A 13,772-nucleotide genomic window follows, 5' to 3' on the forward strand; every position below is an offset into this window, starting at 1 on the left:
TCGGCACTCCCGTTAAAGTCACTCGTTCCCTGGGTGAGGCCACATCTTTTTCACCGAAGCCGACAGCAACTGAGTTTAGATAGAGCCATTAGCCGAACGCATCTTTTTGGGTTTATGTTCGCTCGAAAACAGCGAAATTAGAGAAGGATTACCGTTTCTTCACACTTGCTTCGACTTTCGTTCCTGAGTCTGCCCCTCCTGCATCGCTAAGGCTTCGCCTGTTATGTTAATTTTGTGGCCTTTTGGCCCCGGCAAACGACTTCCTAGTAATAGGAAGGACCGCCCGGCGTTGAAGCGAAATCGGTAGGAAAACGATAGGTTGTGAAGATGGCGATGACCCCAATGATGCAGCAGTACCACGAAGCAAAGAATGCTTGTGGTGACGCGATCTTGCTGTTCCGCATGGGTGACTTCTACGAGTTGTTCAATGACGATGCAGTCACGGCTTCCAAGGTCCTGGGAATGACCCTGACCAGCCGGGACAAAGGAGAGAACGCCACACCGATGGCTGGCTTTCCGCACCATCAACTCGATTCATATCTCGCCAAGCTTATCCAGCAGGGCTACCGCGTTGGTATCTGTGATCAGGTGGAAGATCCCAAGCAGGCCAAGGGGATCGTCAAACGCGAAATCACACGCATTCTTTCTCCCGGCACCCTCACCGACGACTCTCTACTGAGCCCCAAGGAAAGCAATTTTCTGGCGGCCGTTTTATGCGATGGCGACCACGCCGGCATTAGCTGGATCGAACTATCGACCGGGCGTTTTCTGGCTGGTGTTTTCTCGACGGCCAGACTTGCCGACGAACTCGCACGAATTGCCCCGTCGGAATGTTTGCTTTCTGAAGGGACCGACGCGCTGCCCAAGCACATGAATGGGCAATTCCTGCAAACGCAGCGACCAGCCTGGGCATTTGGCGGGAAGTCGGCAGACGAGAAGCTTTCGAAACACTTCGAGGTAAAGAGCCTGGATGGATTCGGCTTCGAAGAGGGAGACCGCCTGGCGATCCGTGCCGCCGGGGCGATTCTCGATTATTTGCAAGAGACGCAGCGCGGCTCGCTAGAGCATGTCCAGTCACTTATCAGCTACCGACAGACCAACGCCGTTGAGATCGACGAAGCGACGCGGCGATCGCTGGAGCTAACCCGAACTATTCGCGATCAACGCCGCGATGGGACCCTGATTTCGGTCCTGGACCGTTGCCGGACGCCGATGGGTAGTCGCTTGATGGCCGACTGGTTGGGAAGCCCCTTGGCATCGGTCGAGCCTATCTGCGAGCGTCACGATGCCGTCGAGGAATTGAAGAGCGATCTGTCATTGTCCGAGTCACTTGGCGATGCATTGGCAGGCGTTTACGACCTGCAGCGACTGCTGACACGTGTTACCACAGGCCGCGCAAGCCCTCGTGACCTTAGTTTTGTCGCACGCACTCTGGCCAAGCTTCCGCGGATTAAGGCCAAAGTGACATCTCGAAAGAGTAAGTTGATAGGACAGATCGAGAGCCAGATCGATCTGTGCCCCGAAGTGCACGATAAGTTAGCCGCTGCGTTGATTGAGGATTGTCCACTGACAACGGCCGACGGTGGATTCATCCAAGATGGCTATCACGCCAAGCTGGACGAGCTACGCGGACTCGCCGCCGGTGGGAAACAGTGGATTGCCAACTATCAGGCCGAAGAGAGCGAAAAGTCCGGCATTCCCAACATGAAGGTAGGGTTCAACAGGGTCTTCGGCTACTACATCGAGATTACCAATACCCATCGCGATAAAGTCCCCACGTACTTTCATCGCAAGCAGACGCTCAAGAATGCTGAGCGATATATTACGCCGGAGCTAAAAGAGTATGAAGAGAAAGTTCTGTCGGCCGACGAAAAGGCGAAAACGCTTGAGCTTGAAATTTTTGCGGAACTCCGTGAACTGGTGCAGGCAGCAGCCGATCGACTGCGCAGTACGGCGACGGCTTTGGCCAACCTGGACGCGTTGGTTTCGCTGGGCAACCTGGCACGAGATCGCAATTACTGTCGTCCCAAGATCGACGACGGCAAAGAGCTGGCGATCGTCGATGGCCGTCACCCAGTGCTGGACGTGACCGAGGAAGCAGGCACGTTCATCCCTAACGACACGATGCTCGGTGGTGAGGATGTTGATGATATCGCCATCATCACCGGTCCTAACATGGCAGGTAAAAGTACCTACATTCGTCAGGTTGGGCTCATTGCGATCATGGCACAGATGGGGAGCTTTGTCCCGGCCAAGGAAGCTCGGGTCGGCATCGTCGATCGCGTCTTCGCACGGGTAGGGGCGAGCGATGAGCTCTCGCGTGGTCAGAGTACCTTTATGGTCGAGATGACTGAAACGGCTCGGATTCTCAATACGGCGACCGAGCGCAGCTTGGTCATACTGGATGAAATCGGGCGGGGGACCAGCACCTACGACGGTGTTTCGTTGGCGTGGTCGATTGTTGAGTACATCCATGATCGAATTGGTTGCCGAACGTTGTTCGCCACGCACTATCACGAGCTTGCCGACTTGTCCCAGTCGCTCGAGCGAGTGACGAACTTGAACGTGGCGGTGAAAGAATGGGACGACAAGATCATCTTCCTGCATAAGATTGTCGCCGGAGCCGCGGACAAGAGCTACGGGATTTATGTGGCTCGCTTGGCCGGTATCCCGAACGACGTCAACGAACGTGCCAAGCAGATCTTGGCTCAATTAGAGCAGGAACATTTAGATCCGGAGGGTCAGACGAAAATCCGACCCAAGCGAGACCGGCATCCTAAGACCGATCTTCAATTGACCTTTTTCGGACCGAGCGAACATCCGGTCGTCGAAGAGATTCGCCAAGCCGATTTAAGTGGCCTGACGCCACTGGATGCGTTTCAAAAATTGATCCAGTGGCAAAGTGAACTGAAGAAGCCGGCGAACTAGGCACCTTTGCGATGGGTAGGCATCTTCGCCCCGGTTTCCTGACGCCACGCTTTAAGCTTCGCGTGTAGCTTGGCGACGAGGTCCGGCTTCTTGGCAGTAAGGTCGTTCTGTTCTCCGATATCGTCGGACAAGTTGTAAAGTTCGAGATGGCCATCTTCGTAGAACTCGATCAGCTTCCAATCCCCATCGCGAACGGCAGACGATGGTGAACCCCCTTGATTGCCGTAGTGAGGGTAATGCCAGAAAATCGCACCTCGCTCGAATTCGTCACCTTTCAAAACCGGCGCGAAGCTCGTGCCGTCGATTGTCAGATTTTTTGGAACGTCGATGCCTGCGATTTGCAGCATGGTTGGGAAGAAGTCGACACTGCTGACAATCTGCGAAGTCTCGGTGCCGGCTTTCGTAGTGCCTGGCCAGCGAACGATCATGGGTTCGCGAATGCCCCCTTCGTAGATCCAACCTTTGCCGGCACGCAGCGGCAGGTTACTGGTCGGGTGTCCTTCCGAGGTCGACAAGCCACCGTTGTCGGACATGAAGATGACAACCGTATCTTGGGTTAGGCCAAGCTCGTCGACGCCGTCGAGCACCTTGCCGACGGCCTGGTCCATGGCATCGACCATGCCGGCGTAAACCGCGTGCTCCTGAACGAGACGCGCTTTCCGCTGGCCTTCCTTTCCCCAGATTTCTCCGTGTTTGAGCGTTTCCTTTTTCTGTAGATACTTTTGCTTGAGGTCTTCGCGCGACATCAACGGAGTATGCACGGAATAGAAGGAGAGATAAGCTAAAAACGGTTGATCCTTGTTCTCGGTCATGAACTTGACCGTTTCCCTGGCCAGGCGATCTGGCAGATGTTCGCCGTCGGGGCCATCTTCCAAGCGTGGATTGCCATAGGGAGAGAAATACCTCTTGCCGCCGTAAGGGCCACCACGATCGATGCCCCCTTGGTTGACGTCGAAGCCTTGATGCTCAGGCCAGTACTCTTTGCTACCCAGGTGCCACTTGCCAGCAAAGAAGGTTGCGTAGCCGTTCTTTTTGAGGATCTCGGCGATCGTGGTTTCGTTGTGGGCAAGTTGCATTTCGTACGGTGCCGGTAACATCTTGGTCTTGCGGTTCCAACGCTCTGGCTGAGGAGCACCGATGAAGTCAGTCACACCGGTTCGAGTAGGGTAGCGTCCGGTGAGAATGCTCGCGCGTGTCGGAGAGCAAACCTGGCAGGCCGCATAGGCATCGGTGAATTTCAGCCCGCTTGCGGCTAGTTTGTCGACGTTGGGCGTTTCGTAAAATGAACTTCCGTAGCAACCAAGGTCGGTCCAGCCGAGATCATCGACCAGGAAGAAAACGAAGTTAGGTTTTCGCTGTTCGGCTGACGTCGTTTGAGGGACCAGCAGAATCGCCAAGGCAGAAAGCAAGATCGCGAGCGTTCGCATGGATAAGATCTCATTGCGTGAGAGAAAAAACGGACAGATGAAAACGAAGCAGCACGTTCATTGTGCTTTAGGTTTTTGGACGCGTCAAACTAACGCAGGCGGTACGGGGCTGGATCGATATGGGGTGGTAATCCATCGAGCATCTGCCACGCCAGCTTTCCGGTGCCGGCCCCCATCGAAAGCCCCAACATGCTATGCCCCGCGGTGATCAGTACATTGTTGAACTTGGGGGCAAAGTCGATGTACGGCAGGTCATCAGGGGTCATGGGACGCCAGCCGTACCATTGCTCGAAGGTCTCTTCCGTAAACGGTTCTTTGAGGTAGTCGGAAGCTCCTTTCTTCAGCAGTGCCAAGCGTTTGGGATTGATGCTGGCGTCGTACCCACCGAACTCCATCGTCGAACCCAGCCGATAGCCATCTTGAAAGGGAGTCACGCCAACGCGGCGTTCTTCAAGCAACATCGGGATTTGGGGGCAGATCGACGGACGCGCCATGGTGATAGAGTAACCTTTGCCCGGCTGAATTCGCAGAGTGCATCCCAGTTGCCGGTTAAAAAAAGGACTCCAGGCCCCTGTCGCAACCACGTAGCGATCAGCGGTCAACTCTTCCTTTCCGCACCGTATCGCTTTCAGTTTGCCTCCTTCACCCAGGAAGTCGGTAACTTTGTGCTGTTCGAGAAAGTTCACACCTAGCCGCTGGAGAATTGCCTTCCAAGAGCTGAGCAGCCGATCGGGTCGTAGATGGGCATCGTTGGGGTAATGCCAGGCACCGGCAACGGTTTCCTTCAGGGCAGGCTCCAACTGCTGCAGTTCTCCTTGGGCATACGGGACCGACATGACGCCGAACTCTTCCGTTACCCACTGAGCGATCTCCGCGAACTCGTCGAAGTGGTGCTGATCGTTAAAGACAAATAGCAGGCCACGTTTCTCCCAATTGCAGTCCAGGCCTTCCCCTTCGATTAACTCCTCGTAGAGTTGCCGCGAAGAATCAAGCAATGCATGCTTACCCCGAGCAGCCTTCTTCATCTGCGACTCGTTGCAATTCCACCAAAACCGCAGCAGAAAACTCCAGAGTGATGGGGATAGCCGGGGGCGAATATAGAACGGCGATTCGCTGCTGAGCATCGACAGCATCGTCGGGCCGATCAAGCCTGGCTTGGGAATCGGCGGAACATGACTCGGAGAGACGTACCCGCAGTTCGCATGCGAACAGGCCCCGCCATGGCGGCCCTGGTCTACGATCGTGACCTTATGGCCAGCCTTGGCTAAATAATATGCGGTCGCCGTGCCAACGACACCTCCGCCAATCACAATGGTCGAGCTACTCAACGTGGGACGCTTTCTGAGGGGATCAAACTCTCGACTGGTTTGCAAACATGCGAGTCGAGTACTTTAAGGGCATTGCTTTTGGCTAAAGCCGAACGTGAGCGGATCGGTCGGGTCAATAATGACTTTCGTTTCCGCAGTGACGAAGGCCTCGCCCATGATGCGCGGAAGGATCTTATCGCCTTGCCAGGCGTAAGATCCTTCAAACAGACTGCCGGTGACCGACTCTTGTCTCCATACCTGGTTAGGTTCTAGCTTGCCAGCGGCGGCCAGGCAGGCAAGCTTGGCGCTGGTTCCGGTACCGCACGGAGAACGGTCGTATTCACCTCCTGGGCAATCGACGTAGTTCTTTGAATGAGCGTCTTCTCGGTTAGGCGGGCCAAATAATTCGACGTGATCAATCAGGCCGCCGTTTTCTCCGTGAATGCCTTGAGAGTCGATCGTGTGGCGAATCTCCCGACAACATCTGTCCAACTCGGCGACGTTATTCAGTGAAATCTCTAAACCGTGATCGGCGCACAGGTAAAACCAGTTTCCGGCGAATGCGATATCTCCGGTTACGGTTCCAAAATTGTTCGTAGCGACTGGCACGTTCGTCTGGTAGCGATAACTGGGAACATTCACAAACGATACTCGGTTATCTTCATGCAGCGTGAACACCACATCACCGGAAATGGTTTCCAGTAGGTGCTCGCCGGGCGAGATCTTACCTAAATAGGAAAGTGTCGCTGCGACTCCGATCGTGCCGTGGCCGCACATTCCGAGATAGCCAACATTATTAAAGTACACAACTCGGGCAACTGCTTCCGGGTTTTGGGGATGCAGCAGAAGTGCCCCGACCATGGCCTCGTACCCGCGAGGCTCGTGGGTCAAGGATGTTCGCATCCAGTCGTGTTCTTTCTGGAGTTCCTGAATTTGCTCGGCAATCGTTGTTGTGGAAAGGCCCGGCGCGCCACCGATAATGGTTCTTGTAGGCTCCCCCCCGGTATGGGAGTCGATGACGCTCAGTTCAACGCGGTCAGTAGGCAAAGCCATGTTGCATGGTTTCCAGGGGACGTAAATCAAAGGGATCGGGGATGAATCCAAATATATCATAAGGCGCAGGAAGCGAAAATCGAAGCGGGATATGCCTGGATCGATCTTTATAGATGTGCACAATTCGGAATAATTTCACTGCCAGGGTAAAACGTATTCCTGCAAGATTGCCCCTCACCTCGACGTTTCACGCGTAAACCGTAGACCTCAAGCTAGTTTCTACGAATTCAAGGGTTCAGCTATTATGGGAATGTGGATTCAATCGCTTCTCTATTTCGTGCTGCGAAGACTCCTGCATCGCCGCTACCAAGTGGAAGTGAAGGGGCTCGAAAAACTGGAAGCCTTGGAAGGGCCGATCCTGGTTTTGCCGAATCATCCAGCTTTCGTCGATCCACCGACGGTGCTGAGCCATCTTCGATTTGGGAAGTCGCTTCGTCCGTTGGTTTTTACCGACACGTACCGGAGCCCGATTTTCTATCCGTTTATGAAGATCATTGACGCGTACGAGGTGCCGAACCTGAAGTCCCATAGCCGTGATGCCCATGCCAAGACGAGTGAATTAATTGACAAGGTCGCCGGGGAACTGCAGCAAGGGCAGAACTTCCTGATTTATCCCAGTGGACGTTTGCAGCGACAGGGATATGAAGTCGTCGGCGGAGCGCGAATCGCTTATGAGTTGCTGGAACGCGTCGAAAAGGTGAATGTCGTCCTTGTCCGAACACGCGGCTTGTGGGGAAGTCGGTTCGGTTGTGCTCAGGAAGGCGACGTTCCGACGCTGGGCAAGAATGCGTTGGCATCGCTAGGGTGGGTTCTCGCGGGTCTCGTCTTCTTCTTGCCTAAACGCAAAGTGACGCTCGAAGTGGTTCCGGTCGATCGCGACTCGCTTCCTATGGAAAGCAAGTCGGCACTGAATCGTCACCTGGAAGCGTTCTACAACGCCGACGGTGGAGAAGAGCCTAAGTACGTGCCGTATAGCTACCTGTTGGGTCCTCGCGATTTCGATTTCGATTCGGTCAATAAAACGTCTGACATCGACGTGAGCGCGATCTCGCCGGACGTGATCGCCGAGGTTTACGAGATACTTGAGCAACGCTTGGATCGAAAGCTTGATCATAATGAGAAAGAACCTGGCACAACGCTCGATCTGATCGGGCTCGATAGCTTGGAACGCATGGATCTGGCCCTGGAATTAGAGCAACACTTCGGGTTTCGTAGCGATCACGTGCCAGCGACGGTCGGCGAATTGTGTCTGTTAGCAGGGGGCCAGGCATCAAGCGATGAAGTGCCGCTGGAAGTACCGGAACATTGGGACGACATTCGTAAATCGGCTTCCGATCATCCGGAAGTTCTCGCGGAAACCATTGCCGAGGCGTTCGTGCGGCGTGCCCTCAAAAGCGCAAACAACCCTGCTGTGGCCGATCCTCTTTCCGGATGCCTGAGCTATCGAAAGCTGCTTATCGGGGCGACGCTGCTGGCCAAGCGGATTGCCAAACTCGATGGCGACGCCGTGGGAGTCATGTTGCCGGCTTCGGTTGCGGCCGATTCGGTGCTATTGGCAGCGTCGATCGCTGGCAAGTTACCGGTCATGCTCAATTGGACGACCGGGCCTGCGGGGCTTAAGCACGCGTCTGAAAAGTTAGGCGTTAAGCACGTCATTACCTCGCGCCGCTTCATGGATCGGATCGGGGTCGAAATGGATGACGTCGAGATGTTCTTCCTCGAAGATGTTCGCGAGGATATCTCGACCCTGGAAAAGCTGCAGACGCTTGTCGCCACGTACGTTACCCCTGGTTCGTTCCTCCGAAATCTGCCCTAGCCCAGTGCTGATGACCCGGCCGTGGTGCTGTTCACGTCGGGGTCCGAAAGTCTTCCCAAAGCGGTGCCCCTTTCGCACAAAAATTTGATTGCCAACATGCGGGGTGGTATCGATCATATGAACTTCCACCGCAGTGATACGCTTTTGGGGTTCCTGCCGCCGTTTCATAGCTTCGGTCTAACGGCCACTGCGCTGATGCCTATTTTGTCTGGCATTCGCGTCGTCCATCATGCCGACCCGACCGACGCTCGGATGCTGGCCCGGGTTATTGCCGCCTACAAGCCAACACTAATGTTCGCTACGCCGACCTTCTTGCAGTACATCGTAAGCAGCAGCGAGCCGGGGGAACTCGATTCGCTGCGTCTCGTATTGGTGGGGGCGGAAAAATGTCCGACAGCGCTGTACGAGCGAACGATGGCGATCTTGCCGGAGTTGGACTTGCTGGAAGGTTATGGCATTACCGAGTGCAGCCCGGTGGTCTCTGGCAATCGGCCTGGTAACAACAAACCGGGGACCATTGGCCTGTCGATCAATTGCGTCGAAACGGTGGTTGTCCATCCGGAAACACACAAGCCGTTACCGCAAGGAGAGACCGGCTTGCTGCTGATACGAGGGGCATCAGTCTTTAATGGCTACTACAAACATGACAAGCCGCAACCCTTCTTGGACTTCGATGGCCACCGGTGGTACAACTCCGGCGATCTTGTCTCGAAAGATGAAGATGGCTTTATCCAGTTCCGTGGACGCATGAAACGCTTCCTGAAAATCGGCGGCGAGATGGTGAGTTTGCCAGCCTTAGAGGCCCCTTTGGCAGAAAGATTTCCGGCCGACGAGGAAGGTCCTAAGGTGGCCGTCGAAGGGATCGAGCAGGATGGTGGACGATGTATTGTTCTCTTCACGACCCAGGAGATCACGGTGCGCGAAGCCAACGATTGCTTGAAAGCAGCCGGTTTTCAAGGAATTATGCGATTGGACGAAGTCCGTAAGGTCCAAGAGATTCCTGTGCTGGGAACCGGTAAGACGAATTATCGACAGCTCCGGGCCTGGATTGAAGAAGCCAATGAGGTGACCTCGGATTCCTAAGACCTGCTCGGGGATAACAGAAAGGTTACATGCGGTGAATGTTCCCATATGTCCCTGAGTGGCCGTTTTAAACCGGGCTGATCAACTGAATCACTTCATCTTGGCCGGAAACCGAACCTACCAACAGGCGTTCTGCATTATCGCTTGTCTCTCGCACGGCCTTCACGCGAACCTTGTCCCCCGGTAGAAAACTCATCTCGTAGCCGGCGTGATACGAGACAAGCGGAATTCCGATGGTAGTTTCATACTGCGAGGGAAAAAGCAAGCTGTCATCGCGTCCGCTGATTTCAAGCTCGCATTGTTGGGGTTGTTGAACAATAAATGGATTCTTCCGCTCGGGGATCCACAACACCTCTTCGTCGGTCAGAACACCGCGAATGCTGAAGCGTGTTCCACGATAGGATCCTTGATTTCCCTTGCGCTGGAGCATTACTTCAAAGGTCTGATCATCGACAGCCGGGGGACGCTGCACGGATTGTTCGTCGATGCGCTGGAAGTCATCGAACTTGAATAGCTGGTGCGATGTGGTTAGGAAACGCGTGACGACTTCGCTTCCATAGATGACGAGGTCGATGTCTGAGTTCTCGTTGCCAGTGCCCCAGAGCAGTGAATCGGTGATTCCGATTTCTGATGCCGGAACATCACAGTGCGCAGCGAGGATGTGAATTAGCTCGACAGCCATTGCATGCAGTCGGGAATCGTGCTCCGACTCGGCCAATAAGTGTCGCGTACGCTCTAGAGGTTTGAGGTGCTGCTGGATGCTGGCGAGGGGGACACGAATCTTGTCATCGACGTACGCTGGAAATGAGTCGCTCAGGAAGCGGGCCGCGTCGTGGTAGCTGCCGAGCCATTTCTTTCCATTTGCATATTTCAAGCCGGCGGTTACAAATCCCGCGTCATGCTGGTCTCCCAGGACGTTGAAGATTAACTCGTCTTTGGTAAGCAGATAGTCTTTGTCGCGATACATGATGTGGCTCTCTGGTTAGGGGGAGTCCCATTGTAAACCGTGAGCGTGTGGTTCAGATTAAAGATTGTGGAAGTCAGGCAACACAGGCACAAGAGGTAGTCGGATGACGCGATTGACGTTTCACGGAGCGGCGGAAACGGTTACGGGATCAAAATATCTGCTTGAAGCAGACAATGCAAAGGTCTTGATCGACTGTGGATTATTTCAAGGGTACAAGCAGTTGCGACTACGCAATTGGGATCCGCTTCCATTCGCGGCCGACTCGCTCGATCGAATCGTGCTTACGCATGCTCACATCGATCATACCGGCTATCTTCCGAGAATCGTTAAAGATGGATACCACGGTCCGATTCTTTGTACACCAGGCACGAAGCGGCTCACGGAACTCTTGCTGTTAGATTCGGCTGAGAACCAAGAACGTGACGCCGAGTACTTCAACTACAAAGGCTTGTCGAAACATAAGCCTGCATTACCGCTGTACGATCCCCAAGATGCTCGCAAGGCTATCAAGCAGTTGAAGGCCAAGCCAAGGTCAGAGTGGCACCAGGCGGCCGGCCCAATCTGGATTCGGTTTCACGACGCCGGACATCTGTTAGGGTCGAACATGATTGAAGTCGAGATTCGTAATCAGGATCCTCCGCTGAGGCTCCTGTTTTCCGGCGATGTTGGACGCTACGACGCCCCGCTGTATCACGACCCCCACGAACCGCCGCGTTGTGACTTTTTGATCTGCGAGAGCACCTATGGAAATCGCGATCATCCGGAAGGAGACGTTCTTGACTCGTTGGAAACAGCGATGAATGAAGCGATCGAACGCGGAGGCGTGATTATGATGGCTTCGTTTGCCGTCGGAAGATCACAGCAGCTGATCTATTTGCTTCAGGTGTTGATGCATGATGGTCGGATTCCCAAGATCCCGATTTACCTAGACAGTCCCATGGCGATCGATGCCACGGAGATTTTCCGCGATTTCGCCGAAGATCACGATCTAGCCGAAGGCAGATTGAACGGCCCGGAGAGCGTGTTGAATGCTCCGAACGTGCATATGGTGCGCAGTTCCAAGCAGTCGAAGGATCTGAACAAGGTTAAGGGACCAGCCGTTATCATTGCTTCGTCTGGCATGATGACCGGCGGGCGGATACTTTTTCACTTGCGGCAACGTCTGCCGTGGCCACAAAACACACTGCTTGCCGGTGGCTTCATGGCAGCCGGCACGTTGGGCCGCAGGATCCAGGAAGGGGAGAAGACCGTTCGCATTCATAAAAAGGATGTACCGGTGAACGCACACTTGGCGTCGATTTCAGGCCTGAGTGGCCATGCCGGTCAGAGTGAACTGTTGCAGTGGGTTTCGGGACTTCCGAAACCGAAACTAGTCTTTCTGACCCATGGCGAGCCGGAAAGTGCCTCAGTGTTATCAGGCCTGATGCGTCGACGGTTTGGCTTTCGCACGCTCATTCCACGAATGGGAGAATCTTTCGAATTAGAAGAGCAAACATGATGAACCCTCACGAAGAAGAAAACCTCGAACAAATCATGAATTCGCCCAGCTATGTTCTGCCAGAGCTGGATACCGACTTTCTCCAAAGTGAGGAAATGCGCGGTTTGCGGATGCAGTTAGAGTACACCAAGCCGGAGTTGTACTTGCGGCGAAAGAAGATCAACTCGACGATCATCCTCTTTGGCGGAACGCAGATTGTCGAAGAGTCGAAAGCCCGAGAACAACTCGACCGATTGAAGCTTCAACGCGAGCAAGAAGGAGACCGTCCTCAGCTTGAGCGAGCCATTCATCGGGCCGAACGGCAATTGGCCAAGTCGAAATACTATGACGAAGCCCGCGACTTCGCCTCGCTCGTCTCACGGCATTCTTATAACAACAATCGCTACGATCACGTGATCGTTACTGGGGGTGGTCCCGGAATTATGGAAGCCGGCAATCGGGGTGCCTACGACGTGGGCGCACCCAGCATCGGGCTAAACATTACCTTGCCGGAGGAGCAACACCCCAATCCATATATCACGCCGGGCCTATGCTTCATGTTCCATTATTTCGCCATGCGGAAAATGCACTTCCTCATGCGAGCCAAGGCCTTGGTGGTGTTTCCTGGTGGATTTGGAACATTCGACGAACTGTTCGACGCTCTGACACTTCGCCAAACCGACCGGATGCAGGCCATCCCCATCATTTTGTATGGCAGCGACTACTGGAAGCAGGCGATCAATTTCGAGTTCCTGGCCGATGAAGCGGTCATACGGGATGAACATATGGATCTCTTGAGCTTCGCCGACTCGCCGACCGAGGCCTGGAAGATCATCCAAAAATTCCACGAAGCGAATCCCGAAGCCAAGGTGATCGCGCCATGATTAGCGGCAAGCAAAGAACTTTCGGCGACGTTCGACCGGTAGCCCTAGTTACCGGCAGTGCAAAACGAGTGGGACGCGTGATCGCGCAGCACCTCGCCGATTGCGGCTACCGAATTGCGGTGCATGCGAATACTTCTATGGATGAAGCCCATTGCTTTGCCAAAAGCCTGAAAGAGCAGGGGACCGAGGCTAGTGCGTTTCAAGCCGACCTGACTAGCGAAGCGTCGATCAGAGATATGGTTGATAAGGTCCACTTTTATTTCGGTCGGATCGATGTCCTGGTGAACTCTGCGTCCATCTTCTTTCCAACACCGCTCGACGAGTTGAAGACGCACGACGTCGAGTCATTGTTTCAAGTGAATACGTTTTCGGTGCTCCTTTGTAGTCGTTTCGTCGCCCAGCGAATGCAGGAACAGGCCACCGGCGGAGCGATTGTGAACATCGCAGACTGGTCAGTGGTGCGACCGGCCAAGGGATTCTCGGCTTACATTGCCAGTAAGGGCGTTCTGGTAACGTTGACGAGGAGTTTGGCCATCGATCTGGCTGCCGAGAATCCGGCCATTCGCGTTAATGCTGTGTTGCCAGGACAGGTTCTCTTGCCGGAAGGATCGAGCGACGCGAAGCGTCAGGCCGCCATCGATGCGACGCTCGTTAAGCGTATGGGCGAACCAGAGGATATCGCCCAGGCGGTCCATTTCTTGGTTGAAAGCCCCTTCGTGACGGGTGTTTGCTTGCCAGTTGATGGCGGTCGTACGGTCTTCGGCGGACAATTTGCCGACGCTAGCGTTCACTGAATAGGCAATGCTTCTCCCACTGTCGGCGGGGTAGTG

General features: G+C 54.5%; 9 protein-coding genes and 1 pseudogene. 6 read left to right on the forward strand and 4 right to left on the reverse strand.

Annotated elements, in window-relative coordinates; all coding sequences use genetic code 11:
* Positions 1 to 333 precede the first annotated feature (333 nt).
* Positions 334 to 2,928 (forward strand): DNA mismatch repair protein MutS, encoded by a 2,595-nt coding sequence (mutS, locus tag HOV93_RS21835; RefSeq protein WP_207398775.1) that lies wholly within the window; start codon positions 334 to 336, stop codon positions 2,926 to 2,928.
* Here the strand turns inward: mutS and HOV93_RS21840 are convergent.
* The 3 genes from HOV93_RS21840 to HOV93_RS21850 all read right to left on the reverse strand — a co-directional run bounded on the left by HOV93_RS21840 (position 2,925) and on the right by HOV93_RS21850 (position 6,715).
* A complete protein-coding gene (locus tag HOV93_RS21840; RefSeq protein WP_207398676.1) occupies positions 2,925 to 4,355 on the reverse strand; it encodes a sulfatase in 1,431 nt (476 codons plus the stop codon). The genes mutS and HOV93_RS21840 overlap by 4 nt on opposite strands.
* 89 nt (positions 4,356 to 4,444) lie before the next feature.
* Positions 4,445 to 5,683, reverse strand: coding sequence for an NAD(P)/FAD-dependent oxidoreductase (locus HOV93_RS21845; RefSeq protein WP_207398677.1), 1,239 nt, complete (start codon positions 5,681 to 5,683; stop codon positions 4,445 to 4,447).
* 63 nt (positions 5,684 to 5,746) lie between these two features.
* Positions 5,747 to 6,715: a proline racemase family protein gene (locus tag HOV93_RS21850; RefSeq protein WP_207398678.1), complete on the reverse strand. Its 969-nt coding sequence runs from the start codon at positions 6,713 to 6,715 to the stop codon at positions 5,747 to 5,749.
* Between the two features lie 244 nt (positions 6,716 to 6,959).
* On the opposite strand from HOV93_RS21850, the gene HOV93_RS21855 reads away from it, so the two are divergent.
* Positions 6,960 to 8,531 (forward strand): 1-acyl-sn-glycerol-3-phosphate acyltransferase, encoded by a 1,572-nt coding sequence (locus tag HOV93_RS21855; RefSeq protein WP_207398679.1) that lies wholly within the window; start codon positions 6,960 to 6,962, stop codon positions 8,529 to 8,531.
* 15 nt (positions 8,532 to 8,546) lie between these two features.
* Positions 8,547 to 9,614, forward strand: a pseudogene (locus HOV93_RS21860) (AMP-binding protein); the annotation flags it as partial.
* Between the two features lie 67 nt (positions 9,615 to 9,681).
* Here HOV93_RS21860 and HOV93_RS21865 read toward each other — a convergent pair.
* Positions 9,682 to 10,581, reverse strand: coding sequence for a hypothetical protein (locus HOV93_RS21865; RefSeq protein ID WP_207398681.1), 900 nt, complete (start codon positions 10,579 to 10,581; stop codon positions 9,682 to 9,684).
* Positions 10,582 to 10,684: 103 nt separating this feature from the next.
* Between HOV93_RS21865 and HOV93_RS21870 the strand changes: the two genes are divergently transcribed.
* The 3 genes from HOV93_RS21870 to HOV93_RS21880 are packed head-to-tail and all read left to right on the forward strand — an operon-like array spanning position 10,685 to position 13,736.
* On the forward strand, positions 10,685 to 12,079 hold the full coding sequence (locus tag HOV93_RS21870) for an MBL fold metallo-hydrolase RNA specificity domain-containing protein (RefSeq protein WP_207398682.1): 1,395 nt from the start codon (positions 10,685 to 10,687) through the stop codon (positions 12,077 to 12,079).
* On the forward strand, positions 12,076 to 12,942 hold the full coding sequence (locus HOV93_RS21875; RefSeq protein ID WP_207398683.1) for an LOG family protein: 867 nt from the start codon (positions 12,076 to 12,078) through the stop codon (positions 12,940 to 12,942). The genes HOV93_RS21870 and HOV93_RS21875 overlap by 4 nt, the downstream gene beginning before the upstream one ends.
* Positions 12,939 to 13,736 (forward strand): SDR family oxidoreductase, encoded by a 798-nt coding sequence (locus tag HOV93_RS21880; protein WP_207398684.1) that lies wholly within the window; start codon positions 12,939 to 12,941, stop codon positions 13,734 to 13,736. Before HOV93_RS21875 ends, HOV93_RS21880 begins: the two co-directional genes overlap by 4 nt.
* Positions 13,737 to 13,772 lie beyond the last annotated feature (36 nt).

This window comes from Bremerella alba (assembly GCF_013618625.1).
Classification (GTDB): domain Bacteria; phylum Planctomycetota; class Planctomycetia; order Pirellulales; family Pirellulaceae; genus Bremerella; species Bremerella alba.